The sequence below is a fragment of the Photobacterium sp. 2_MG-2023 genome, from assembly GCF_030547675.1.
GTDB lineage: Bacteria > Pseudomonadota > Gammaproteobacteria > Enterobacterales > Vibrionaceae > Photobacterium > Photobacterium arenosum.
Genome location: NZ_JAUOQQ010000009.1, coordinates 35027 through 58876, shown reverse-complemented (window position 1 = coordinate 58876; position 23850 = coordinate 35027). Strand labels below are relative to the sequence as shown.

The following is a 23850-nucleotide window of genomic DNA, read 5'->3' as shown; positions in this document are numbered from 1 at the left end:
ACATAGGTATGCAATGCCGATCGTTTTAAGTCATTGAACGATCCTGCGTAGGCTTCATAATCGGTCTCAACTTTGTTGAGGCCGATTTTTTATGTCTGAATTTTCTAAAGAACTGCATTTCACCGCTGAGTTCTGCCAGGACCACCATATCAATACTTTTGCTAAGCGCATTCCCTAGAATGGGTAGAAGAAGCGGTTCAACAGACAGGGCGGGCTTCTGTTCGTAAACGACGTTTCCCTGCCGAACAGGCTGTGTGGCTGATGTTGGGGATTGGATTACTTAGAAACCGCTCGATTCAGAACTCTTGCGACAAACTTGAACTCGCCTTTCCGGACTCGAAAGGAGAGCTACCGCCTTTAGCGACAAGCAGTATCATCAAGGGAAAAGAAAAACTCGGAGCCAAGCCAATGCAGTATTTATTCAAACACACTGCCGCACAATGGGAAAAGCAGTGTGAATTTGACCAAGTCTGCGGGCTTAAAGTGCTCAGTGTAGATGGCACCTATTTTAAGACCTATGAGACACCGAGCAATCAGGTGTTTGGGTATGCTCAAAAGTCGGCCTCCTTCCCCTCAGTCCTGGCTGTAACATTGATGTCGACCAGAAACCACATACTGTCAGATGCGGCCTTTGGTCCTGTAACCAATAGTGAAATTTCCTACGCACAACAACTTATCGGCTCGGCACCAGAAGATGCACTCACGTTATTTGACCGGGGGTTTATGTCAGCAGAGCTCTTTATGAGCTGCCAGGGAACCGGCCAAACACGCACTGGCTAACTCCCATAAACTTCTCGGGCATTATATTCGTCAGCATTGGCGCATAGAGAACAGGCAGAATTATGTGTTAGATGTTGTTTTCAAAGAAGATAGCTCACGAGTAACCCTGGATGGTGCGGTTGAAAATATAGCGCTGTTCAGGCGTTTTGTGATGAACATACTAAAACAGTGTGACTGTGGCGCCCCAAACCAGAAAATAAAACTGAAAAAGGCAGCTTGGAGCGATGATTATCGGACAAGAGTTTTCTTCGGGTTATGAAAGTGAGTAAGGTATGCTCCATCTTGCATAAAGTGTATTAGTTCTGTAGTGGTCAAGTAATATTGGCCACAGGTTTGTAGCTATTCCAGTACCGCTTTTCCGATTCATTTGGTGTCAATCCACCATTGTATGAATGCGGTCTTAGCCGGCTGTAATAACCAAGAATATAATCACCGATGCGTTGTTTTGCTTCGGTAAAGTTGTGATAGCCTGTTGTTGGCACCCATTCCGTTTTTAAGCTCCTGAAGAACCGTTCCATAGGGCTATTATCCCAGCAGTTTCCACGTCTACTCATGCTTTGTGTTATCCGGTAACGCCATAGCAACTGCCGAAATTTACGACTGGTATAGTGGCTGCCCTGGTCACTGTGAAACATGACATTCTTGGGCTGGCCTCGATATTCAAATGCCATTGCCAGTGCCTGGCAGGTTAAATTACTGTCTGGCGAGTAACTCATCGCCCAGCCAACAGGCTTGCGGGCGAACAGGTCGATGACAACTGCCAGATAAGCCCAACGGTTGCCAGTCCAGATAAAGCTCACATCACCACACCATACTTGGTTGGGCGCGGTGACGGCGAACTGTCTGTCTAACAAGTTCGGGATCGCGACATGTTCCTGCGTCGCTTTCTTATAAGCATGGCTGGGCAATTGGCAACTGAACAACTGCATCGCTTTCATCAAACGCCCTGCACGGTAACGGGATAACGTAAAATCATGCGACTCATCATTGGTGATGATGTCCGCCACTGTTCTGGCCCCCGCAGAGCCATTGCTCTGGCGATGTGCTTCTCGTACTAAACTGCGAAGCTTGATAGCTTCAGGAGATGGGCGCTTGTCCCGCTACTGCCAGTACTTAAACGTGCTCCGGTGGACATCCAGCACCTTACACAACTGCTTTACCGAATAACGGCATTTCTTGCTCTGACTCAGTCTCTCGATTAACGCGAGTGTTTCATGGAGTCCGACATCAACAGAGCAGAAGCTTTTTTTAGAATTTCCTTTTCTAATTCAAGGCGTTCAACCTGCTTTTTGAGGTCTCTGATTTCACGCTGCTCAGCCGTCATTGGTGCGGCCTGTGGTGTTTTACCGGCACGTTCATCACGTAATTGTTTTACCCACTTGCCGAGAGTTGAATAACCCACACCCATAGCTTCGGCAGCTTCCTTATTGCTGTAACCTTGATCAAGCACCAGTTGTGCTGTTTCGAGTCTGAATTCCGGACTGAAATTTGGACCTTTCTTCTTCGCCATTTTGTCACCTAATCTATCTATAGCTGCAATCATAGCAGCTCTAATCAGGTGGCCAAATTAACTATGCCACTACATTCACCCCCGAACGTTTTGCCGATGCAGTCCGAGGTCACTGGGAAATCGAAAATCGGTTGCACTGGGTGCTTGATGTCACGATGAATGAAGATGCTTGCCAAATCTATCGTGGCAATGCCGCCGAACTCCTGGCTGGTGTGCGTCACATGGCTCTTAACATGCTTCGATTAGAAACAAGCAAAAAGGCGAGTATCAGGCGCAAGCAGAAAATAGCAGCCATGAATGTTGCCTATTTGGAGCAAGTAATACTAGCGGGAATCCAAGGTTTGGATAAAAACTGAGCATACGTGCTCTCGCCCTATGGTCGGACACCTGGCACGATACCGAAAAACTTGAAAATATTGAGGGAAAACGGGAAAAGATTGATCCTACCCAACAAGCGGAAAGGAAGCACTACCCCCCAGAGCAGTACTTAAGAAAACAGCAAAATATCCAGTACGGAAGAGGGATAAGAACGCCACTCGCTCTTAAGCGAGTGGCGTTAGCATAGATATGCGAGTTTTTAACGTGGATTACAAATTTATGCAGTTTCCAGTACCATTCTGCGTTGAAGCAAACGATAGCAGGCAATTGCAATCAACAAGACTGTCATACCTGATGCTATGGTGACCATAAAGCCAGCTTTTACTCCAAACTCATCGATAACCCAGCCAGCTACTGCAGCCCCCATTGCAACACCAATTCCTAATCCGGTAATCATCCATGTTAAGCCTTCAGTCAATTTAGAGGAAGGAACGATACTCTCAACTAACCCCATGGCAATAATCATCGTGGGCGCAAAGAATATACCTGCGGCAAACACTGAAGCCGACAGTGTTGCTATGTCGTAGACATAAAAAAGTGGTAGCGTCATAGCAGCAGTTGCAAAGGATGCAATCAGGAATTGTTTTGGCAGTGATGCATTGAGTTTATATGCACCAAATGCAAGCCCTGCGAGGCAAGAGCCAACAGCATAGACAGATAAAACAATACTTGCTGCAACGGGTTGACCTTGTTGTTCAGCAAACGCCACGCTAATCACATCAATCGTGCCGACAATTGTTCCCAAGGCAATCAAAGCAAGTACGAGCATTTTCATTGGTAGGGGTTTAAGCGCAGACTCTTTAGAAATATCAGACTCTTGGTGAACTGGAGGCTCTGTGCTTTTTTGCATTACGAACACCATCACACCAACTGCCAGAAATATAGCTGACATGAGTGGCCCTGCTTCTGGCATCACTGCGATACTCAAACCAACGGAGATAGGCGGGCCGATGATGAAACAGACTTCATCCAGGACTGACTCAAACGAGTATGCAGTATGAAGTCTGGGGGTACCGCGATGAATTTCTGTCCAGCGTGCACGGACCATAGCAGGCATACTTGGCATACATCCGGACAACGCAGCGAAAATGAATAGTGTCCAGTCTGGAGCTCCGTAATGAGCACACAAAAGAAGCAGTGCAATTGAGATAACACTAATGCCTGTTGCTATAGGAAGTACACGACTCTGGCCATATCGATCTACTGCACGAGAGATTTGCGGTGCGATGAGCGCCATAGTGAATGTAAATGTTGCTGCGACGGTGCCTGCCAACCAGTACGACCCTTTCATTTGTGACAGCATTGTAATGATACCAATCCCAGTCATGGATATTGGCATGCGAGCAACGAGCCCAGCGAGCGAGAACGCAATGGTTCCGGGAACACTGAATAGTTCTTTGTATGGGTTAGCCATATTTACTCCGATAGTGTTGTAAAAACTTTCAGACCGTCTACATACGGTACGTATGTAAAACATATTGACATACGATGTGTATGTCAATTATAAATGCAATAAATTTCTTAACAGGACTCGTTATGACCCGAAAATCCAGAGCGGAAATGATGGAAGAAACTCGATTGAAGTTGATTGCGACGGCGAGAGAGCACTTTGGTACCGTTGGCTATGCGCAAACTGTCATGGATGAGCTAACTGCAAAAGCTGGCCTCACGCGTGGGGCCTTATATCATCACTTTGGCGACAAGAAAGGGTTATTTTGTGCAGTGCTGGCACAACTTGACAGTGAGTTGGATGCCCGACTTGCAGATATTTCAGCAAGTGCTCCGGATGCTTGGAGTGCATTCACTGGACGCTGTCATGCTTATTTAAAGATGGCCATTGAACCAGAAGTTCAGCGTATTTTGTTAAGGGATGCTTCCTCAGTACTCGATGCCGATGAGCTACAAAGCATTCGGTTACACTGTGTAACTTCTATTGCGGACATGCTGAGGCGCTTAATGGATGCTGGGACGATTAAAAGTTCATCACCAGAAATGTTAGCGCGCCTGATTAATGGTGGTTTGATGGACACTGCGCTATGGATTGCAAAAAGTGAAGATGACGAGCAGGCGCTTAGTCAGGCTTTGAATAGTCTGGATGTATTGCTCCATGGCTTGAAAATCTGAATTGAAGGGTACTGATAGTAAGTCAGATGAATTTGACTGCTTGAGCGCCCGCTCTTGCGCTGAGTACAACATTTTAAGGTTGTTAAGAATTATTAATTGATCATTAGCGATACCGACAGATAGTGGTTATGATTGTTTTTGACTGGCGAGCTGGTAGGTAAGGGGTGAAGGAGGACACACCGGTCGTCACTCTATAGGGCTGACGAATTCCCGCCAGAGGAAGCAGGGACGGGCGAAGAGAGTACCGCTCCCTGATACGTAACGGTTGAGGATGCATAAAAAAACCAGCCCGCAGGCTGGTTTTGTCTGTTTGAGATCAGGAGCGGGTTATTTTGCCATTTCCGCTTCTGGTTGGCTTTCTTCCAGATCACAGGCGATAAAGCCGCCTGTCTGGTGCGCCCATAAATGGGCATAAATGCCGTTTTTGCTCAGCAGTTCCTGATGGCTGCCTTGCTCAACAATCTGGCCCTGGTCGATGACGATCAGGCGATCCATAGCTGCAATGGTTGATAAACGGTGCGCAATCGCGATGACTGTTTTGCCTTGCATCAGTTGGTACAGGCTTTCCTGAATTGCCGCTTCAACTTCTGAGTCCAGCGCTGAGGTCGCTTCGTCCATCACCAGAATCGGGGCGTCTTTCAGCAGCACGCGAGAAATGGCTATACGCTGGCGCTGACCGCCGGACAGTTTCACACCGCGCTCACCGACCTGTGCATCGTAACCGACATTGCCGTGCGGATCGGTCAGTGTTTCAACAAATTCATGGGCGTGTGCCTGACGGGTAGCCGCCCGCAGCTCTTCTTCTGTTGCATCGGGTCTGCCGTAAAGAATGTTTTCGCGAATAGAGCGATGCAGCAATGACGTATCCTGCGTGATCATTCCGATATTGCCGCGCAGTGAATCTTGCGTGACATCAGCGATGTTCTGGCCATCAATGCGGATGGCACCGGATTCCAGGTCATGGAAGCGCATCAGCAGGTTGACCAGCGTTGATTTACCTGCGCCAGAGCGGCCGACCACACCCACTTTCTCACCGGGTTTGATATGCAGATTCAGCTGTTCGATAACGCCTTTGTCTTTCTCGCCATAGTGGAAGCTGATGTTATCGAATTCAATGCCGCCCTGAGTCACATCAAGTGGCTGCGCATCGGTTTTGTCTTCAATCGATACCGGTTTAGACAGGGTTTTCATGCCATCGACGACAGTACCAATGTTTTCAAACAGCGCACCGATTTCCCACATGATCCATTTAGACATGCCCTGCACGCGCAGCGCAATACTGATAGCTACGGCAATAACACCCACAGTAACGGCACTGTTCATCCACAGCCCAATTGAGACAGTGGCAATCACGAACAGCAGCAGGTAGTTAATGGCATCGACACTCAAAATGAATTTGGTTGCCAGGCGCATCTGACGGTACACAGTATCCAGAAACCCCTGCATGCTTTCTTCGGCATATTCGGTTTCACGGTTGGTGTGCGAGAACAGTTTCACCGTGGTGATATTGGTATAGCTGTCGACAATACGGCCGGTCATCATAGAACGGGCGTCGGCCTGTTCGGTGGCGATTTTTTTCATTTTCGGTACGAAGTAGAACTGAATACCGATATAGGCCATCAACCATACCAGGATAGGCAACATCAAAATGATATCGGCATTTCCCATCATGACAATCATGGCGGTGAAATACACGCTGATGTAAACCAGCACATCCACCATTTTCATCACGGTTTCCCGGACGGCCAGCGACGTCTGCATGACTTTGGTTGCAAGGCGTCCGGCAAAATCATCCTGATAAAACGAGACGCTCTGGCGCAGCAGATAGCGGTGCGCCAGCCAGCGGATCGACATCGGATAATTCCCCAGCAGGGTCTGGTGCATGATCATTGAGTGAGTGAAAGCAAGGAAGGGGATCACCACCACAATCAGCAGACCCATCATCCAGAGTTTTCCGCTTTCTTCAGCCAGAAAAGTGTCAGGTGAGTGTTGAGCCAGCAGGTCAACCAACTGTCCCATGAAGCCTAATAAAGTAACTTCAACAATGGCAATACAGGCGCTGAGAACAGACATTGCCAATAATGGCCAACCGAAACCACGTGTATAGTAGCGGCAAAATGCCAGCAGGCTGCCCGGGGGCTGCTGAGGCGTTTCGTCCGGGAAAGGCGCCGTCAGTTTCTCAAAGAATTTAAACATAAATTATTGATTCCAATTGTGCATGTGACGCAATAGGCGATAGCCTTAAAGGATGGCCGTAAGCATTACGGCTGAACACTGTTTACTGTTTGAGTGCTCTTTAATGTGTCAGAAATAACGGCAATATTTTATCAGAATCTGACCATAATGACGCATCAATTTTAGATGTCCGGAGTGAATAGGCGAACAGAATGTCTGACAGTCAGGTTCAGTTAAAGATAAACATGCTGAGGTCAGGATTTGAACAATCCCAGGATCAATCATTGACGGTAAGTTTGCCTGCGGGCAAACACCTTGCTCTTTCCGGCCGTTCGGGCAGCGGAAAATCGAGTCTGTTACAGGTACTGGCTGGTTTACAGCCTGCCAGTTCAGGTCATTTTTTGTGGCAGGGGCAGGAAATCAGCCCCGGCAACTTGCGCTGGTGGCGGCAGCAATTCTGCTATTTACCTCAAGCGCCAGTGATGGGGGGCGAATCGGTGGGGGATGCCTTACGGCTGCCATGGACACTGAAAGCCGTGAAAAGCGATATGCCTGACGATAAGCGTTGTGTGGATGTGCTGCTGTCACTGGAGATTACCCATGGACTGGAAAAAGCGGTCAGTGCGTTGTCCGGAGGTGAAAAGCAACGGGTTGCTGTTGCCCGGGCACTGTTGATGGACCGGCCCATCTGGCTGCTGGACGAGCCGACTTCGGCGCTGGACAGTGCCAGCCGTGATAAGGTGATGGCCCAGCTGGCGTTACAGCCACTCACGTGTGTGTCTGTGTCACATGATCCCCACTGGCTGGCATCGGCTGAGTATCAGATTGAACTGGGAGTCAGTCATGAATAATGCCATTGCGATTTCAAACCTGTCACTGGCCGGTTTCTATCTGTTGTTGCTGGTGCCGCTGGCGCTGTTTTACCGCTGGCAATTGGGACTGAGTAAGCCGACCGTCACTGCCGTGCTTCGCATGACCTTGCAGCTTGCGGTGGTGGGTTTGTACCTGCAAACCCTGTTTGATTTCCAGCATCCCGGTCTGAATCTGTTATGGCTGGGAATCATGGTGACAGTGGCAGGTTTCAGTATCTGTCGTCGCGCGGGGATTGCGCTCGGAAAAGCGACACTGGCCGTGATCACTGGTTTGCTGGTGTGCTTATTTGTGGTGCTGCCACCTATGCTGGTGGGTTTGATCCATGCTGATCCCTGGTGGCAGGCGCAATATCTGATCCCAGTCGCCGGAATGATTCTGGGCAATGCCCTGACCGCTAATGTACTGGCGCTGGAGCGCTGGTATGCCAGCCTGAAAGAAAAAAATAACGAGTATCAGTTTTATCTGGCAATGGGCGCGCCGCACCCGATTCAACCGTTTCAGCGAGAGGCGGTCAAAGCGGCGTTAATGCCGCAGTTAGCCAGTATGAGCACTCTGGGGATAGTGGCCTTGCCGGGTATGATGACAGGTCAGATCCTCGGCGGCACGGAACCTGTTCTGGCGGTGAAGTATCAACTGGCGATCATGATCGCTATTCTTGTTGCCGTCTCTGTGAGTGTCGCGGCCACCTTAGGCATGATGAGCCGGTTTGCCTTTAACCGCTATGGACAGTTAGTGCTCTAGGGGCACAGAGTCAATCTGTGCTCTCAGCCATTGCACAAAACAGTCAATGGCCGCGGAATGGCGGTGGCTGATCAGGTAATAACCCGCATTGGCCTGCAGGGGAGCAAACGGTGACACCAGCCGGCCTTTGTTGACGTCATCACCTATCAATGCCTGCCGCGCCATGGCGACCCCCAGTCCGGCTTCGGCTGCTGCCATTGCCATGTCTGTCCGGTTAAAAAAGTGGCCTCGCCGGCTGTCGGCCTGTATGTGCATGCTGTTAAACCAGTAGCGCCACTCGGTATCCCGCTCCGCCTGACGCCACGGCATCGCATCATGCAGTAACGTCACCTGGTGCCAGGCCTGTGGGTGCAACCAGTCGAACTTTGCCTGATAATCGGGACTCATGACAGGCAGCAGGGATTCCGCCATCAACAGGCTGGTTTTGCCGTCATCTTTAATTTCGTCGTCACGTCGGTAATCAATCACTAAATCGCAATCTGTGTCCCGGCTGTCGACCAGGGCGCCATCGGCGTATGTCTGGATATTGATGTCAGGGTAGTGCTGATAGAAATCATGCAATCTGGGCACCAGCCATTTGAAGGCAAATGAAGGGGTAAGTCTGAGGCGAATTTCACCTTCGGGCTGGGGATCAGTCTGAAGCTCCCGAATAACCTCAGCAATGTCAGTCAGGCTCCGGCTGACAACCTGATGCAGCCGCTGGCCCTGCTCGGTCAGGATGATGCCTCTGGCATGACGTTGGAACACCGGGAAGCCAAGTTGTTGTTCAAGCTGCCGTATTTGCTGGCTGACCGCACCTGTCGTGATATGTAACCGACTGGCAGCACCGGTAAAGCTGGTGGTTCTGGCGGCGACATCGAAAGTAGCCAGCGCCGCCAGCAGGTTGCCTTTTATGACTGACATGTTTTCTTAATCTCTTCGGGTCGCGCTGACATTGCCAGTCAGCTAGGCTTTCAGTATAAGCTTATAGAATAACTATACGCTGATGTTAATAATTATCGATTGTTAAGGTGATGTAAATCGCGCAATCTGCGCTTTTATTAAGGTGTGGAGAGCGTATTTGCGTTTTCTTACCGAAACCCAGCCACAGCGAAGAGAGAGACGTATGGAAGTCATTGTATTAGGAAGCGGTGTTGTTGGGCTGACGTCAGCCTGGTATCTGGCGCAGAAGGGGCATCAAGTGACGGTTATTGACCGCCAGTCCCGCAGTGCAGAAGAAACCAGTTTTGCTAATGCCGGGCAGATTTCCTACGGCTACTCTTCACCGTGGGCAGCGCCTGGCATTCCGGCGAAAGCCATTAAGTGGCTGGTACAGAAACATGCGCCGCTGAAAATCAAACCGTCGTTATCGCCGGATTTGTACAGCTGGATGGGTAAGATGCTGGCCAACTGCAACTATGTCAGTTATCAGCGCAATAAAGCCCGCATGTTACGCGTCTCAAATTACAGCCGGGAAAGTTTGATTGAGTTGCGCCAGCAACACGATCTGCACTACGAAGGCCGTCAGAAAGGCACATTGCAATTGTTACGTACTCAAGCTCAGCTTGATGCGGTCGGTAAAGATATTCAGGTATTGGATGAAAGCGGTATACGGTTTGAACTTCTGGACGCCGCTGGATGTATCGCAGCAGAACCGGCGCTGGCTAAAGTGCGGGAGAAAGTGGCGGGTGGCTTGCGATTGCCGGATGATGAGACTGGCGATTGCTATAAATTCTGCCAGCAACTGACCGCTCTGGCTGAGCAGGCCGGTGTCACTTTTGTGTTTGATACCCCAATTAAAGGACTGCGCCATGAAGCGGGGCGCATTGTGGCTGTTGATACCGATAAAGGTGAGTTCAAAGCCGATGCCTATGTGGTAGCGCTGGGCAGTTACTCAACGGCTATGCTGGGCACCTTAGGTATGCAATTGCCGGTTTACCCGGTCAAAGGGTACTCGCTGACCATGCCGCTGAAAGACAGCGACGGCGCCCCTGTGTCGACCGTGATTGATGAAACCTATAAAGTCGCTATGACACGGTTCGATAACCGTATCCGTGTGGCCGGTACGGCCGAGCTGGCGGGCTTTAATCTGCACCTGACCGAGCAGCGCAAAGAAACCATCGCTATGGTGGTCAATGATCTGTTTCCTGAAGGCGGCGATCTGAATCAGGCCGAGTATTGGACTGGCCTGCGTCCGATGACACCGGATGGCACCCCGGTTATAGGCAAAACGCCTTTTGATAATCTTTACACCAATACCGGGCACGGCACGCTGGGTTGGACCATGGCCTGCGGGTCTGGTCGTTTACTGGCCGATATTGTCAGTGGTAATGACACGGATATCGACACAGACGGCTTATCTATCCACCGTTATCTGTAACCGGCACGTAAATGCTATCTCCCGGTCAGGCTGCGTCCGCCTGATCGGGGCTACTCCCTCAATCTACATATCTTCGCGTTATTCACGCCTTACTGCCCGCACTTGGGTGATTCAACGTCAGTATTCAATACCTACCAGGCATTTCACTGCGCCTATGCTAAAGCTTTGATATGACATCAGTTGTACTGTATCTTTACGGGCTTTATACCATGATGCGCAGAGTATCCTGACGCCATCTGGTTATCTGCAGTTAACAAATAAAGACAGCGCGCCGCTCTATCTCAAGGAAAGAGAGTGGCTTACTGTGAATCAGGGAAATCTGGATAATGCATAAACGATATGTGATGTCAGCCGTGGCAATGATGTTGACCATGTCTGGCTGTTCTTCAATCAGTGAAGAAGAATGCCGGCTGGGTGATTGGCATCAGCTGGGCTTGGCCGATGGCCAGAAAGGGAAAAAGAATTACTCGGCCATTTACAGTGAAGAATGTGCGGAATATGGTGTATCTGTTGATCTGAAATCTTACCAGCAAGGCCGACGTGAAGGATTAACCTCATACTGTACTTACGAAAATGGCACTCTGGTTGGTCAGTCCAATGCAAGCTATGACAATGTCTGTCCGGCAGACTTAGCCAGAGATTTTCTGTCAGGTTACACGCCTTACCATAATCTGGCCCAAGCGCAATCCAGGTTGGACTCGGCAGAAAGCAGTGTGAATAACTACAAAGCGAGGCTGGAAGAGGACACGCTGTCCAGTGATGACAGAAAAACATTTAAAGCGGAGCTGAAATCGGCCAAGTCGCGGATGGAGCGTGCGGAGTTTGATGTTAACCGTTTTGAATATGAACTTGCCGTTCATAAGATTGACAGAGAAATGACTCAGATTCATAGTCAACTGACCTCGGAAACACTGCCTCAAACGCAAAAGACAGCGCTGAATCAACGCCTTGCCAGTCTGAACAATCAGCGTAAATATTACGAGACCTTATCGACAACAGAAAATACGATTCAGAATATCAAAAATATTGCTGATTTATTTTAAATGTGACTGAGTGGTGATCTGAAACTGCCTTAGTGTTTATTATCATCAAATTTAGCATTAATGAATTTAATGTCTGTTTTTGGGTAAAAACACAGTTTAAATTAACAGTATTATCATTAGATAAAGAATCTTGTTGAGGTCAGGGTGTGATCTTGAGTTAAAACTTTAATTCTTGTTGCATAGCATGTGTGCACATAGTTTGAAGTCTGCCTAGATTTAACAAAACAACTCCAATTTAACATTTTTGCAACCTTGTGTTTCGTCAACAATGTGTTGGCTAACAACACACAAGGAGTCACACATGCAAGTATGCATAACAACAAAAAAGACGCTTCTCGCCACTCTCATCAGCTCAACCATGTTGACCGGTTGTTATTGGGATGACCCGAAAGAAGCCGCGGCTTACGTCAGTAGTGAAATTGAACATGAAGATGTGGTAGAGCATTTGGTGGAGTTGGAAGCGCGTGCCACGCCGACATCGGATGGCAGCTCTGTGACCCGTGCTGCCGGCTCAGACGGATACCAGTATTCTGTTGATTACATCATCGAAGTGATGAAAGAACACGGCTATAAAGTGTCTACACAGGAGTTTGATTTCCGCGCCTGGGAAGAGCTGGCCGGAACAACGCTCAATGTTGACGGCGCTGATCTGATTAGCACTCGTGAGGCTGGAGAAGGTGTTGAAGCAGACTATGCCGTGATGTCCTATTCGGGTGATTCAAATGGTCAGCTGGCTGGTGACATCGTATTTGTCACGCCGGATTTTAACTTTGACAGTCCGAATTACGATGATACCGATGGTTGTGAAGCCACTGATTTTGAAGGTAAAGCGATCACCGGGAAAGTGGCGGCCATCCAGCGCGGTGGCTGTAACTTCACAACGAAAGTGGTGAACGCACAAAATGCCGGTGCCAAAGCGGTGATCGTCTTTAACCAAGGGAACGATGAAGGCCGTAAGGGTGTGGTTAACGGTACGCTGGGCAGCGATACAGCGGCGACAGTACCTGCTTTCGGCGCCCGGTATGAAATAGCTAAACAGTGGTTCGATGCCAGCCAGACTCAGCCCGTCCCTGTGGTACTTGCGGTCGATGTCAAAGACGAAATGGTCGTAACCCAGAACGTGATTGCGGAAACCAGACGCGGTAATCCGAATCAGGTGGTGATGCTGGGGGCGCATCTGGACTCAGTACCGGAAGGGCCTGGTATCAATGATAACGGTTCAGGTACGGCCGGTTTGCTGGAGTATGCAATTACGCTGGCTGACACCAGAGCGCCAGTGAAAAACAAAGTCCGGTTCGCTTGGTGGGCAGCAGAGGAAGCAGGCTTAGTGGGTTCAGAGTATTACACTAACACATTGTTTGCCCCTATCTATGATCAGGCTCAGAACGAGATTCTGGCAGAACTGGGACTGGACGATCCCAGCCAGTTGACAGAAGAACAGGTTGAGCTGGTTGAAGCCCGCTACACTAAGCTGAATAAAGTGAAGCTGTACCTGAACTTTGACATGATCGGTTCGCCAAACTATATCTTCGGTGTCATGGATGGCGACCTGTCGGATACCAAAGACAGCCCGGACAATGCCTATACCGGTGATTTCAAACCGCCATACGGTACTTCCGACATTGAATCGACATTCAATGAGTTCTTTACGGCAAAATCTGAGTTCACTGTGCCTCAGGCGCTGTCTAAACGTTCTGATTATGCAGGTTTCGCTGATTGGGGTGTGGCGTTCGGTGGCCTGTTCACCGGTGCTGAGAAAGTGAAAACGGCTGAAGAAGTGGATCAGTTTGGCGGTGAAATTGATGTGGCTTACGACAGATGTTATCACCAGGCCTGTGATGATCTGAATAACGTCAGCCAGAAAGCCTTGTTCGTTAATACTCAGGCCCTGGCCTATGTGACGACTTACTATGCGTTCAGTAAGCCATTATTCCCTGAAGTTGCTGAACCGGCAGTGAAAACCATGTCGCGTATGCCAAGCGACATGAAACCAACGCAAAAACTGCGTATTGGTGAGAAGCTGAAAGCTGCAGAGAGTCATTCGGATCACGGTCACTTCCACGGTGACTTTGATCAGGATCGCCAGTAATGACCAGCGATTAACGCTAAACATAAACAGCCACGCAAATGCGTGGCTGTTCTTTTATATACGGCAGTATTACTCGGCTGTAATAATATCCATCACCAGCTTGCCATCTTCGCGAATCGGGCCGTCTTCTTTCGCGCCCAGTGTGTATTCAAACACGCCGTTTTTCATCCCGCCATCTTCACCGTGGAGCATTAGCATTAGCATCTCGCCGGTGTCGACAGGTTCCGTGAGAATGGTGACTACATCCTGTTTTGTCATGTGATTGATTTGAAAAGCAGCCAGCCATTTTTCTGTTAACAATCCCAGGATGGTTCAGGATTTTGCCGTGATTCGATGACAGGAAAAGTGAGCGTTTTGAGGTTTTCAGTGACTTTTTGTTATTGGAGCCATCTGATTCTGTAGTATTAGTCAAACGGTTGAATAATAGATGTATTTTATATGTGCAAGTGACCATATGATGAGGAGCATGATGATTTTAGGACGGGGTCAGACAACCTGTTCTGATCACATGTACAAATCGTACTTGTAATTTGTCACTGTGAATGGGTGTTAAATGTCCAATAAATATCAATTTTTCTGTGTGCCGAATACCGCTCGAAAAGCGTTTACCTACCTGAATATGTCCTCCCCTACGTTTGCTGAAGAGAAACAGGCATTACTGCTTCAGGGATTAGAGGTAGAAGATGATGTGATTTATGCCTCCAGCGCGGAAGACGCCGTCGATAAGTTTCGCTCCAACTATGTACATCACCTGGAAGAGTACAATGCATCAACAAACCTTTTTTACACTTTGCTCCATGCCTTTCGATGGCTGAAAGCTAAGCTGGCGGGCAAAAGTTAGTTGTCATTATGTCAGTGGGGAAACGCTGAGCATAGCGTGAGTGTACTCAGGTGATGGGACAATAAAAGCTGTTGATGTGAGCCTGCGAAATGGCTCTTGTCGATTACGGGTGAGAAAAAAAACCGCTGAATTAACAGCGGCCTTTTTTAGCTTGTCCTGGCGGGCAGAAACTGCCGTTGCCGCCATGATGGTGATCATCATAGTCACCATTGGTGGTGGCTTTGATGTTCACACCGTCTACTTCGCCTTCAACATGTGTCAGCTGACAACCGGTCAGAGACAGGCTGATGGTCAGTAAACCGAGCAGAGTTAATGATTTCATTGTTAACGCCATAAAATGGGAAAAGCGGGCACTGTAAATGATTTTCGCAAGGCCTGTGTTAGCCTGATGTCAATGATTGCTGAGCCTGTCAAAATCCGCCTCTGGCAGGATAATCTGACAATATTGTGAAAAATTAGTTTTCATTCTGGTAAAAAGTTCTGCAAAGCCATTGTAAACTGATAGTAACCTTTGAAATAGTGACCTTCTTCGTTGGCTACCTGTCAGGAGGCAAACATGAAACGGGTCTTTTATATCAGTGATGACCTGGATGAACTTGAGCTGGTTGAACATGAGTTGGAACTGAGTGGTTTTACTTCTCCGCAAATCCATGTTCTCAGTAACAAAGATGCTGATGTGTCGAGCCACAAGCATTTGCATCCGGTGCAATCTGTGATGCGTAATGACGTTGTGCACTCAACTGAAATTGGCGCTGTGATCGGGGCGATTGCCGCAGCCGGCGTATTAATTGCGGCCTATGCCTCCGGGGTGACAGATGCGGTTGGCTGGGCACCTTTCATTTTACTGGCGATTGCGATTCTGGGATTCATTACCTGGGAAGGGGGATTGTTTGGATTCCAGGAACTGCATTATCAGTTCCGCCGGTTTAAAAACGTCCTGAAATCCGGCAAGCATGTATTAATGGTGGATGTTGAGCCGGAGCAGGAACTGCAGCTGGCCAGTATTACGCTGGCGCACGACAAACTCAAACCTGCCGGAACCGGGAAGTCTCCTCCGCACTGGGTTGTCGCCATGCAGCAAAAATGGCAGCGTATGATGAAAACTCTGCCTTAATCGCTTGGTTCTGGCGCTGACAAGGTGTCTGCCGGGTCATTATCCGCCCGGCAGACTGAAAAACCATTCTCTGAGAGCAAAGATATAGCTTGCTTCGCTCGCCATCAGACCTACCAGGACGAGCAGGACTAACGGCGGAAGGAAAATGGTATACACCAAAGCGAGCCTTTCCCAGCGCATGTGCATGAACACGGCGGCAATCAGCCCGGCTTTCAGTGCCATAAACAGCAGAATAAGGCTCCACCGTAACATGCCCTGCAAATGGAAATAGTCGACCAGATACGAGAGGGTACTGAGCACAAAGAGCAGTCCCCATACTTTAAGATACAGGCTGATTGGATGCTGCTGCTTCACTGAATCATGAGTGAGTTCAGAATTTGCCATCATGGCCTCCTTGACGGTTTGCCTGAGTTACCACAGATAAAAAAAGGCGAATATAAATACCCACACCAAATCAACGAAATGCCAGTACAGTCCGGTGATTTCAACAATTTCGTATTTTCCCCCCTGTATTCCCGTGGCATGTGGATCCACCTGTTTTTTGTCATATTTCCCCAGAGCGACCCGAATGGCGACTATCGTCAGATACAGCACGCCCACACTGACATGCAAACCGTGAAAACCGGTGATCATGAAAAATGCCGCACCAAACTGCGATGCGCCTTCTTCATTTCCCCACGGGCGAACTCCTTCGGCAATGAGTTTGCTCCATTCGAACGCCTGCATACTGACAAAGGCCAATCCCAAAAGCGCGGTTAACAGCATCAGTAAGGCAGTGGACCAGCGCTTTCCCTGATAGCCGCAGTTGACGGCCATCGCCATGGTTCCGCTGCTGGTGATCAGCACAAAGGTCATAATGGCAATCAGGATCAGGGGGATGGAATGACCGGCAATCGTTAAGGCAAAGACCTCGCTGGTTGGTGGCCAGATGTCAGTCGTGGTCATGCGGACCGACATATAGCCCACCAGAAAACAGCCGAACACAAAGGTGTCGCTGAGCAGAAAAATCCACATCATGGTTTTGTTTGCCGAGACGTGAAATGCCGCACGATCGCCGGCATAGTCGTTGACGACCCCTGTCCAACCGGTTTGGCTGCCCAGGGTTGGCGTCCGGGATGGTTGGGTTTCACTCATAATCAAGACCTCTCGTTCTGCCGGCTGTGCGGATCAGGTTAATCGCAGTAAGCCCAGCAGAAACAGCCAGATGAATAACAGGAAATGCCAGTACCGTGCGCAGAGCTGGAGCCATAAATGCAGGTTGTCCCTTTGCCCCCGCCAGACCTGATACACCACTACACCCAGGGCCAGAACCCCACCGATTATATGCAGTGCATGCAGGCCGGTCAGGAGATAAAAAAAGCTGTTAGCCGGGTTGGCCAGCACGCCCTGGTTGATCTTGACCAGCGCCTGCCAGGCCCATAACTGTGCGAGAATAAAGCCGAGCGTAAAACAGACCGCCATTATCAGCTCGGTCTGGCAGGCGGCAAGGGCAGGCAGCAAACGGGCTTTACGGCCGGCAAGGTGCATGGCCACACAGCCCAGTACCAGCAGTGATGTGCTCAGCATCAGTTGCCACGGTTCATTGAGCGCTTGCCAGTCACTCAGCGTGTGGCGGATGTAATAGGCCACGGTAAACAAGAAAAACAAGGCGCCAATAACTCCCATGAGTACCCACAAACCGGTCGAGGCAATCGCATAGGTGCTGGCAGGCTGGTAGTGGGCATTCGGGGCCGGACTCAGGTTGCCCGACGCCAGTGTCGAGAGTGCAGGCTTACGGCTCATGTTTCGGACTCCTCAGGCTCGCTGTCGGGCATATCCGTCGCGATATCGTCGGGCGGCTGGTTCTGCGGCAGATAATCTTCTTTGGCGCCGGGCACGCTGAAATCATAGGCCCAGCGATACACCACAGGGAGCTCATCGCCCCAGTTGCCATGTTTAGGTGGCGTATCAGGGGTTTGCCACTCCAGTGAGGTGGCACGCCAGGGATTGCCGCCCACAGCTTGTTCATGACGCCAGCTCCAGTACATGTTGAAGATAAACAGCAGTTGCGCCGCTCCGACAATCAGGGCCGCGATGGTAATGAAGGCATTGAGGTGCTGCGCCGATTCGGGAATAAAACTGTAGTCTTCCCAGGCGAAATAGCGCCTTGGCATCCCCATAACACCGAGATAGTGCATAGGAAAATAAATGGCGTAAGTCCCCAGAAACGTAAACCAGAAATGGATATGGCCCATGGTGTTGTTCAGCATTCTGCCGGTGACTTTGGGATACCAGTGATAGAGCCCGCCGAAAATCGCCAGGATCGGTGATACGCCCATCACCATGTGGAAATGGGCCACCACAAAATAGGTGTCCGACAAGGGAATATCGACCACCACATTGCCCAGAAACAAACCGGTTAAGCCACCGATGACAAAGGTGCTGATGAAGGCCAGAGCGAACAGCATAGGCAGCGTGAGATGAATGTCACCTTTCCAGAGCGTAAACAGCCAGTTGTAGACTTTAATCGCGGTCGGAACAGCTATCACCAGGGTGGTGATGGCAAAGAAAAAGCCGAAGTACGGGTTCATACCGCTGACATACATATGGTGCGCCCAAACGACAAAGCTCAGTACCCCTATGGCCAGAATCGCCCATACCATCATCTTGTAGCCGAAGATGTTTTTGCGGGCATGAATGCTGATTAAGTCCGACACTATGCCAAAGGCAGGCAAGGCGACTATGTAGACTTCAGGATGACCAAAGAACCAGAACAGGTGCTGGAACAGGATAGGGCTGCCGCCGCCGTGCTCGGTAAGCTGTCCCATGGATATCACGGCAGGCATAAAGAAACTGGTGCCGAGCAGTTTATCGAACAGCATCATAACCGCACTGACAAACAGGGCGGGGAAGGCCAGCAAAGCCATGGCTGAGGCGGTAAAAATACCCCAGACGGTCAGAGGCATGCGCAGCAGCGTCATGCCCCGGGTCCGCGCCTGCAGCACAGTGGTGACATAATTCAGCCCGCCCATGGTGGCGGCGACGATAAACACCGCCAGCGATATCAGCATCAGCACAATGCCCCAGTCGGTGCCGGGTGTGCCGGGCAAAATGGCCTGCGGCGGATAAAGGGTCCAGCCGGCGCCGGTTGGCCCGCCGGTGACAAAGAAACTGGCCAGTAAGATCAGTGAAGCCAGCAGATAAAACCAGTAACTGAGCATATTCAGAAAAGGGAAAACCATGTCTCTGGCACCCACCATTAACGGAATCAGATAGTTACCGAATCCGCCCAGAAACAGCGCCGTCAGCAGGTAGACCACCATAATCATGCCGTGCATGGTCAGCGCCTGATAATAGGTATTGGCATCAATGAAATCGAAGGTGCCGGGAAAGCCCAGCTGCAGGCGCATAATCCAGGACATGACCAAGGCAATCAGGCCCATAAAAATGGCGGTCAGAGAATACTGAATGGCAATGACCTTATGATCCTGGCTCCAGATATACTTGCTCCAGAACGATTGCGAATACCCGGAGCTGTGTTGGTGAGTCTGTGCTGTCATATCTCCTCCCGTCGCGAGCACTATTGCGCCAGAGACTGGATATAAGCGATCAGGGCATCGATTTCCTGATCATTCAAAGTATACGCAGGCATGACCGCAGGGTAGCCTTTTACCAGTTCGGCTTTGGCATCCAATATGGCCCGTTTCAGATAAGCTTCATCGGCCTGAAGCTGTGTATCATCCGACAGGGTTCTTGTATTGCCGTACAGCCCTTGCCAGGTCGGTCCGATGCCGGTCTTGCCGTCGCTGCTGTGGCAGGCGATACAGCCGTTGACTTGCGATAACGTCTCGCCCATCGCAATCAGATCGGCTTGTGAGAGTGCCTCGCCACTCGCGGTCGTGTCTGCGGGGCGCTGGGTTTGGGCAAACGTCGGCTGTGCGGCCAGCCAGCGACCAAACTCTGCTTCGTCTTCAACCACAACACGCCCGCGCATATTGAAATGCCCGACACCACAGAGTTCGGCACAAAGAATGTCAAACTGTCCGCGCTCAGTGGGCCTGACCCAGAAATGGGTGACGGTGCCGGGAACCAGATCCATTTTTGCCCGGAACTGGGGCACGTTGAAATCATGGAGGACGTCTTTGGATCGCAGCAGCACTTTGTAGGGCGCGTAAAGGGGCAAGTGCAGCTCGGGTAACAGAATTATCCGATCATCTGCACCGGCAGGATCATCCGGGTCAATGCCTAACGGGTTGGTACTGGACACAAACCGGGTGTCACTTTTGCCCAGCTGAGCGTCATCACCGGGAAAACGGAATCGCCAGCGCCACTGCTCACCGACGACTTCGACGATCCGTGCCTCATCAGGCACGCTGACAAATTGCCCGTACACCACTAAGCCCGGGGCCAGTAAAGCGATAATGCCGACAGAGGTAATGCCGATCAGCCAGGCTTCCAGTTTTTTGCTGTCGGGCTGGAACTGGGACTGGCGGCCGGGTTTATGTCTGAAGCGAATGACCAGCCAGGCAAGCACCAGGTTCAGAACGATAAAAAACGCTCCGGTAATGATGAGAGTCAGGTGCAGCGCATTATCAATTTCCCCCCAATTTGACGCAGCAGGCGTCAGCCACCAGGGGCTGTAAATATGGAAGGCAATGGAAGCAACGACAATAATGATCAGGGCAATGGCTATTGCCATATATCACCTTTTACCGAAATTGGTCGCATCCATGAGAGGAACAAAAATCGGTAACCCGAACCCTGAAAGTCAAACAGTATTGTTGCCCGCGCAGTGAAGGCTTTATACACAGCTGCCAGCCAGAAAAATGACAAAGTGGCTGTGTTTGATAGTCATATTGATTAAAAGCTTAGTGGACATCACCATGCTGTGCGAGTGATCAGAGGGCTTTCTCTGCAGACGGTTCGTAAATGAGAAAACTGGGTTTCACCGAAAAATGTCTTACTATGAGAGAGGTTATTCAGGCACAATCGCCTGATAGTCAATAAGATAAGCTTTCCCAAAAATGAGGAGGGGATGTGGCTGGTGCAAGTTTGTTAACCTTGCTGGATGATATTGCAACCGTACTCGATGACGTTGCCGTAATGAGTAAGGTCGCGGCCCGGAAAACCGCCGGGGTGCTGGGGGACGATCTGGCCCTGAATGCCCAGCAGGTGGCCGGGGTAAGAGCAGAACGAGAAATCCCGGTTGTGTGGGCGGTGGCAAAAGGTTCGTTTAAAAATAAGTTGATCCTGGTGCCGGCGGCCCTGTTAATCAGTGCTGTTGCTCCCTGGCTCATCGTGCCATTGCTGCTGACTGGCGGTTTGTTTTTGTGTTTTGAAGGTGCAGAAAAAGTCATTCACAAACTCACTCATGATGATGCAGAAGAAGAGCTGAAAGATCACGATCAACTGCCCGATGGCATGGATATTGATGAATACGAGCAGAACAAGATAAAAGGAGCAATCAGAACCGATTTTATTCTGTCAGCCGAAATTATCGTGATTGCATTAGGCACCGTTCAGGGCATGTCTTTGATGACGCAATTGCTGGTAGTCAGCCTGATTGCCCTGACCATGACAGTGGGCGTTTATGGCTTAGTGGCAGGGATTGTCAAACTTGATGATGCTGGCTTTTATCTGGTGAAGCAGCATCAGGAGAAGAGCCTGTTGCACCATTTTGGTCAGCTGTTGATTTCTGCGGCGCCTAAGCTGATGAAGTTACTGGCCGTTGTTGGCACCATTGCCATGTTTTTGGTCGGTGGCGGTATCGTGGTTCACAGTATTCCCGATTCGCATCACTGGCTGGTGGTTTTAACTGAGCGGTTGCATGCTCTGCCCGGTGCATCATGGCTGGTGCCCATGATGACCAACCTGATAGTCGGTATCGTTGCGGGCCTGCTGGTACTGGCTGTCATTTCGGCCTGGCAGCGTTTGCGCGGTAATCAGGCAGCATAAATCATTGACTTAAGGTATGCTGATGTCAGCTTGAGATGTAAGTATAAGAATGAATATGACGAAAAAGCCAAGACGCAGACCTTTTGTGATGCTGAACCGCCTGCCTTTGCTGGCGGTTCTGTTTTTCCCCGGTATCACAGCTGCCAGCAGTGAGCCGGGAACCGCAACAGTACAGGGAGCGGTATCATCCCAGAACACTGCCTCAGTGCTGGCAGATGCATTCGAACAATCAGCCCAACTGTGGCGGCGAGATGCTATCGCTTATGCCCGGTTGCCCAGCCGTGATGATATCGGCCAGATACTCACTACCTACGGGTTAGATGCGGCAGGAAAACCGGTTCCTGTCTCACAGCAAGACATTGTTCAGGAAAGTGTTGTTGTCCGTGATATGCAGCCATTGGTCGGGGCGGTTTATCACGAATATCTGATGACCAAAACCGCCTGGTTCGAACAATACGGCATGATGCCAGATACGCTGTCATTCCACAGTTATCAGTCGTTGCGTCAGGTACAGGTATTGACCGTGGATGCACAGCTAGTGTCAGCACTTGGCAGCCTGGACGGTAAATCTGTCGAGATAAAAACCAGTGATTTCCCGGCATTAATTGATGCAGACCAAGATGCAGAGACTGCTCTTTCCACCGTTACCCTGATGTTAGGCGATCGGGTGACAGACGCTGGTGAAGTGATAGCGATAGACACACTGCAACAGCTCTATAGCCTTCAGGGCGATCTCCCTCAAATCTGACAGGAACCAGCCGCAGGGCTGGTTTTTTCATCTTTATCTCCCGCCGATACCGCAGCAATGTCACTGTGGTATTTTTTGACTGATCATTTTGAGAATAATTGTTATTATTCTTCCCATTACTTTCCAGAGTGTCGCAGCGACGCTGGTGTGATTACACCAAACGGTAGAAAGGAATGTGCCCCAAAAAGATAATTCAACTTGAATGATAATAGTTATTATTTATTCTAGTATTATTGGCCTGGTAAGAATTTGCGTTTGCTCAAAGTGCAGCAAGCGAGTCCATGATAGTTTGGTGAATGGATGACAACAGTGTTGAATACAAAACAGAGCTCTGAAGCTGACCGCTTTCCCGGCACCATTGCGCGTGCCGTTCAGCCGGAAAATTTGATTCGGTTGTTCAATGATGCGGAGCGTTTGATACCCATAATGAAAGGTGTTTCCGCGCCTGACACCTTGTTTTGTATTAAGCGTGATGGCAACAACGATCAGTTGCTGGCCAGCCTGTATCAGTACTGGCAGCAGAACTATCCGGAAGCGGGGCAGCCTTACTGGACGACACGTAGTTGGTCTATGCTGACCTGGCAGCCGCTCTATCTGGCTTTTGTCTGTGTTTACAGTGTGCAGTCGGTGCCGCCACTGAGCCGTATCGTTCAGCAATATAACAATGCAGGGTGGGTGGCTGGCTACAGTTTCAGCCAGAATAGCCAATGGTGCGAAGGCAATACCCAGCAGCTGATTCAGTGCGCGGGCCGTGAGCTGGTCGATCTGTATGACGATCTGCGAGAGCAGATGGAACACCATACTCGTATTCGTCCTGGTTTTACCCGCCAGTTACTGGCGGATGCCGTCCTGGCGGTGCTGCTGCGTTACCACAATGCATTACCTGAGAAGATGCCGGCGGACGATGTACCCCAGCATGCCGCTTGGTGGCTGGAAAGTCTTGGCTTGCCCGCCAAGCATATTGAGACCCTGTACCGCTCCGAAGCCGACGGTCAGTGGCAACAACTGCGAGTCAGTTGCTGTATGCATTACCGGCGTGATGATGGCAGCTATTGCGAAAACTGCCCGAAGAATAAACTCTAGGCCTGGTTGTGCCGCACGCGATGCGTTGATCACAATCTTGCAGTGTAAGTCATAAGAA

At 50.0% G+C, this 23850-nt stretch carries 21 protein-coding genes and 4 pseudogenes; 14 read left to right on the top strand and 11 right to left on the bottom strand.

Annotated elements, in window-relative coordinates; genetic code table 11:
* Positions 1 to 91 precede the first annotated feature (91 nt).
* Positions 92 to 788: pseudogene (locus tag Q4491_RS09230) on the top strand (IS4 family transposase); the annotation flags it as partial.
* Positions 770 to 1039 (top strand): annotated as a pseudogene (locus Q4491_RS09225) (transposase); the annotation flags it as partial. The pseudogenes Q4491_RS09230 and Q4491_RS09225, both read left to right, overlap by 19 nt.
* 52 nt (positions 1040 to 1091) lie before the next feature.
* Here the strand turns inward: Q4491_RS09225 and Q4491_RS09220 are convergent.
* Positions 1092 to 2323, bottom strand: a pseudogene (locus tag Q4491_RS09220) (IS3 family transposase).
* A 44-nt stretch (positions 2324 to 2367) separates the two neighbouring features.
* Here Q4491_RS09220 and Q4491_RS09215 point away from each other — a divergent pair.
* A pseudogene (locus Q4491_RS09215) lies at positions 2368 to 2646 on the top strand (ISAs1 family transposase); the annotation flags it as partial.
* Between the two features lie 239 nt (positions 2647 to 2885).
* Here the strand turns inward: Q4491_RS09215 and Q4491_RS09210 are convergent.
* The gene (locus tag Q4491_RS09210; RefSeq protein ID WP_218387072.1) at positions 2886 to 4082 is read right to left on the bottom strand and encodes an MFS transporter; all 1197 of its coding nucleotides are present in this window, start codon (positions 4080 to 4082) and stop codon (positions 2886 to 2888) included.
* Positions 4083 to 4204: 122 nt separating this feature from the next.
* On the opposite strand from Q4491_RS09210, the gene Q4491_RS09205 reads away from it, so the two are divergent.
* On the top strand, positions 4205 to 4792 hold the full coding sequence (locus Q4491_RS09205) for a TetR/AcrR family transcriptional regulator (protein ID WP_218387074.1): 588 nt from the start codon (positions 4205 to 4207) through the stop codon (positions 4790 to 4792).
* A gap of 327 nt (positions 4793 to 5119) precedes the next feature.
* On the opposite strand, the gene Q4491_RS09200 is transcribed toward Q4491_RS09205, so the two are convergent.
* Positions 5120 to 6988, bottom strand: a complete 1869-nt coding sequence (locus tag Q4491_RS09200; protein WP_192017197.1) for an ABC transporter ATP-binding protein — start codon at positions 6986 to 6988, stop codon at positions 5120 to 5122.
* A gap of 263 nt (positions 6989 to 7251) precedes the next feature.
* Here Q4491_RS09200 and Q4491_RS09195 point away from each other — a divergent pair, with 263 nt between their 5' ends.
* Entirely contained in the window at positions 7252 to 7818 is a 567-nt protein-coding gene (locus Q4491_RS09195) for an ATP-binding cassette domain-containing protein (protein ID WP_330872802.1), read from the top strand.
* Positions 7811 to 8581: an ABC transporter permease gene (locus Q4491_RS09190; RefSeq protein WP_303456786.1), complete on the top strand. Its 771-nt coding sequence runs from the start codon at positions 7811 to 7813 to the stop codon at positions 8579 to 8581. Before Q4491_RS09195 ends, Q4491_RS09190 begins: the two co-directional genes overlap by 8 nt.
* Here the strand turns inward: Q4491_RS09190 and Q4491_RS09185 are convergent.
* Complete coding sequence (locus Q4491_RS09185; protein WP_303456783.1) at positions 8570 to 9484, bottom strand: LysR substrate-binding domain-containing protein; 915 nt, start codon at positions 9482 to 9484, stop codon at positions 8570 to 8572. The two genes, Q4491_RS09190 and Q4491_RS09185, sit on opposite strands and share 12 nt — an antisense overlap.
* Positions 9485 to 9686: 202 nt before the next feature.
* Here Q4491_RS09185 and Q4491_RS09180 point away from each other — a divergent pair, with 202 nt between their 5' ends.
* From Q4491_RS09180 to Q4491_RS09170, 3 genes are all read left to right on the top strand, one after another.
* Positions 9687 to 10940: a D-amino acid dehydrogenase gene (locus Q4491_RS09180; RefSeq protein WP_237795718.1), complete on the top strand. Its 1254-nt coding sequence runs from the start codon at positions 9687 to 9689 to the stop codon at positions 10938 to 10940.
* Positions 10941 to 11266: 326 nt separating this feature from the next.
* On the top strand, positions 11267 to 11983 hold the full coding sequence (locus Q4491_RS09175) for a DUF2799 domain-containing protein (RefSeq protein WP_303456779.1): 717 nt from the start codon (positions 11267 to 11269) through the stop codon (positions 11981 to 11983).
* A gap of 301 nt (positions 11984 to 12284) precedes the next feature.
* The gene (locus Q4491_RS09170) at positions 12285 to 14072 is read left to right on the top strand and encodes a M28 family metallopeptidase (protein WP_303456777.1); all 1788 of its coding nucleotides are present in this window, start codon (positions 12285 to 12287) and stop codon (positions 14070 to 14072) included.
* Positions 14073 to 14141: 69 nt separating this feature from the next.
* On the opposite strand, the gene Q4491_RS09165 is transcribed toward Q4491_RS09170, so the two are convergent.
* A complete protein-coding gene (locus Q4491_RS09165) occupies positions 14142 to 14330 on the bottom strand; it encodes a hypothetical protein (protein ID WP_303456774.1) in 189 nt (62 codons plus the stop codon).
* Between the two features lie 295 nt (positions 14331 to 14625).
* On the opposite strand from Q4491_RS09165, the gene Q4491_RS09160 reads away from it, so the two are divergent.
* The gene (locus Q4491_RS09160) at positions 14626 to 14913 is read left to right on the top strand and encodes a hypothetical protein (RefSeq protein WP_192017190.1); all 288 of its coding nucleotides are present in this window, start codon (positions 14626 to 14628) and stop codon (positions 14911 to 14913) included.
* Between the two features lie 130 nt (positions 14914 to 15043).
* Here the strand turns inward: Q4491_RS09160 and Q4491_RS09155 are convergent, their stop codons facing one another.
* Complete coding sequence (locus Q4491_RS09155) at positions 15044 to 15235, bottom strand: hypothetical protein (RefSeq protein ID WP_192017189.1); 192 nt, start codon at positions 15233 to 15235, stop codon at positions 15044 to 15046.
* A 234-nt stretch (positions 15236 to 15469) separates the two neighbouring features.
* On the opposite strand from Q4491_RS09155, the gene Q4491_RS09150 reads away from it, so the two are divergent.
* Complete coding sequence (locus tag Q4491_RS09150) at positions 15470 to 16027, top strand: NAD/FAD-utilizing enzyme (RefSeq protein WP_192017188.1); 558 nt, start codon at positions 15470 to 15472, stop codon at positions 16025 to 16027.
* Positions 16028 to 16066: 39 nt separating this feature from the next.
* Here Q4491_RS09150 and Q4491_RS09145 read toward each other — a convergent pair whose 3' ends face one another.
* The 5 genes from Q4491_RS09145 to Q4491_RS09125 are packed head-to-tail and all read right to left on the bottom strand — an operon-like array spanning position 16067 to position 20705.
* Positions 16067 to 16414: a cytochrome C oxidase subunit IV family protein gene (locus Q4491_RS09145; protein WP_192017187.1), complete on the bottom strand. Its 348-nt coding sequence runs from the start codon at positions 16412 to 16414 to the stop codon at positions 16067 to 16069.
* Positions 16415 to 16438: 24 nt separating this feature from the next.
* Positions 16439 to 17161, bottom strand: coding sequence for a cytochrome c oxidase subunit 3 (locus Q4491_RS09140; RefSeq protein ID WP_192017186.1), 723 nt, complete (start codon positions 17159 to 17161; stop codon positions 16439 to 16441).
* Positions 17162 to 17194: 33 nt separating this feature from the next.
* Positions 17195 to 17809 (bottom strand): cytochrome c oxidase subunit 3, encoded by a 615-nt coding sequence (locus Q4491_RS09135; protein WP_192017185.1) that lies wholly within the window; start codon positions 17807 to 17809, stop codon positions 17195 to 17197.
* A complete protein-coding gene (gene ctaD, locus Q4491_RS09130; RefSeq protein ID WP_303456767.1) occupies positions 17806 to 19566 on the bottom strand; it encodes a cytochrome c oxidase subunit I in 1761 nt (586 codons plus the stop codon). The genes Q4491_RS09135 and ctaD overlap by 4 nt, the downstream gene beginning before the upstream one ends.
* A 20-nt stretch (positions 19567 to 19586) precedes the next feature.
* Complete coding sequence (locus tag Q4491_RS09125; RefSeq protein ID WP_192017183.1) at positions 19587 to 20705, bottom strand: cytochrome c oxidase subunit II; 1119 nt, start codon at positions 20703 to 20705, stop codon at positions 19587 to 19589.
* Positions 20706 to 21043: 338 nt separating this feature from the next.
* Between Q4491_RS09125 and Q4491_RS09120 the strand changes: the two genes are divergently transcribed.
* The 3 genes from Q4491_RS09120 (at position 21044) to Q4491_RS09110 (ending at position 23792) form a co-directional block, all read left to right on the top strand.
* Complete coding sequence (locus tag Q4491_RS09120) at positions 21044 to 21961, top strand: DUF808 domain-containing protein (RefSeq protein WP_303456764.1); 918 nt, start codon at positions 21044 to 21046, stop codon at positions 21959 to 21961.
* Between the two features lie 55 nt (positions 21962 to 22016).
* Positions 22017 to 22709, top strand: a complete 693-nt coding sequence (locus Q4491_RS09115) for a hypothetical protein (protein WP_303456761.1) — start codon at positions 22017 to 22019, stop codon at positions 22707 to 22709.
* A gap of 309 nt (positions 22710 to 23018) precedes the next feature.
* Positions 23019 to 23792: a siderophore ferric iron reductase gene (locus Q4491_RS09110; RefSeq protein ID WP_218387098.1), complete on the top strand. Its 774-nt coding sequence runs from the start codon at positions 23019 to 23021 to the stop codon at positions 23790 to 23792.
* The last annotated feature ends 58 nt before the right edge of the window (positions 23793 to 23850 follow it).

Excerpts from the sequence above, each read along its gene's own strand:
- Q4491_RS09210 (WP_218387072.1), bottom strand. The coding sequence starts at position 4,082 with ATGGCTAACCCATACAAAGAACTATTCAGTGTTCCCGGAACCATTGCG.
- Q4491_RS09205 (WP_218387074.1), top strand. The coding sequence starts at position 4,205 with ATGACCCGAAAATCCAGAGCGGAAATGATGGAAGAAACTCGATTGAAG.
- Q4491_RS09200 (WP_192017197.1), bottom strand. The coding sequence starts at position 6,988 with ATGTTTAAATTCTTTGAGAAACTGACGGCGCCTTTCCCGGACGAAACG.
- Q4491_RS09190 (WP_303456786.1), top strand. The coding sequence starts at position 7,811 with ATGAATAATGCCATTGCGATTTCAAACCTGTCACTGGCCGGTTTCTAT.
- Q4491_RS09185 (WP_303456783.1), bottom strand. The coding sequence starts at position 9,484 with ATGTCAGTCATAAAAGGCAACCTGCTGGCGGCGCTGGCTACTTTCGAT.
- Q4491_RS09180 (WP_237795718.1), top strand. The coding sequence starts at position 9,687 with ATGGAAGTCATTGTATTAGGAAGCGGTGTTGTTGGGCTGACGTCAGCC.
- Q4491_RS09175 (WP_303456779.1), top strand. The coding sequence starts at position 11,267 with ATGCATAAACGATATGTGATGTCAGCCGTGGCAATGATGTTGACCATG.
- Q4491_RS09170 (WP_303456777.1), top strand. The coding sequence starts at position 12,285 with ATGCAAGTATGCATAACAACAAAAAAGACGCTTCTCGCCACTCTCATC.
- Q4491_RS09165 (WP_303456774.1), bottom strand. The coding sequence starts at position 14,330 with ATGACAAAACAGGATGTAGTCACCATTCTCACGGAACCTGTCGACACC.
- Q4491_RS09160 (WP_192017190.1), top strand. The coding sequence starts at position 14,626 with ATGTCCAATAAATATCAATTTTTCTGTGTGCCGAATACCGCTCGAAAA.
- Q4491_RS09155 (WP_192017189.1), bottom strand. The coding sequence starts at position 15,235 with ATGAAATCATTAACTCTGCTCGGTTTACTGACCATCAGCCTGTCTCTG.
- Q4491_RS09150 (WP_192017188.1), top strand. The coding sequence starts at position 15,470 with ATGAAACGGGTCTTTTATATCAGTGATGACCTGGATGAACTTGAGCTG.
- Q4491_RS09145 (WP_192017187.1), bottom strand. The coding sequence starts at position 16,414 with ATGATGGCAAATTCTGAACTCACTCATGATTCAGTGAAGCAGCAGCAT.
- Q4491_RS09140 (WP_192017186.1), bottom strand. The coding sequence starts at position 17,161 with ATGAGTGAAACCCAACCATCCCGGACGCCAACCCTGGGCAGCCAAACC.
- Q4491_RS09135 (WP_192017185.1), bottom strand. The coding sequence starts at position 17,809 with ATGAGCCGTAAGCCTGCACTCTCGACACTGGCGTCGGGCAACCTGAGT.
- ctaD (WP_303456767.1), bottom strand. The coding sequence starts at position 19,566 with ATGACAGCACAGACTCACCAACACAGCTCCGGGTATTCGCAATCGTTC.
- Q4491_RS09125 (WP_192017183.1), bottom strand. The coding sequence starts at position 20,705 with ATGGCAATAGCCATTGCCCTGATCATTATTGTCGTTGCTTCCATTGCC.
- Q4491_RS09115 (WP_303456761.1), top strand. The coding sequence starts at position 22,017 with ATGACGAAAAAGCCAAGACGCAGACCTTTTGTGATGCTGAACCGCCTG.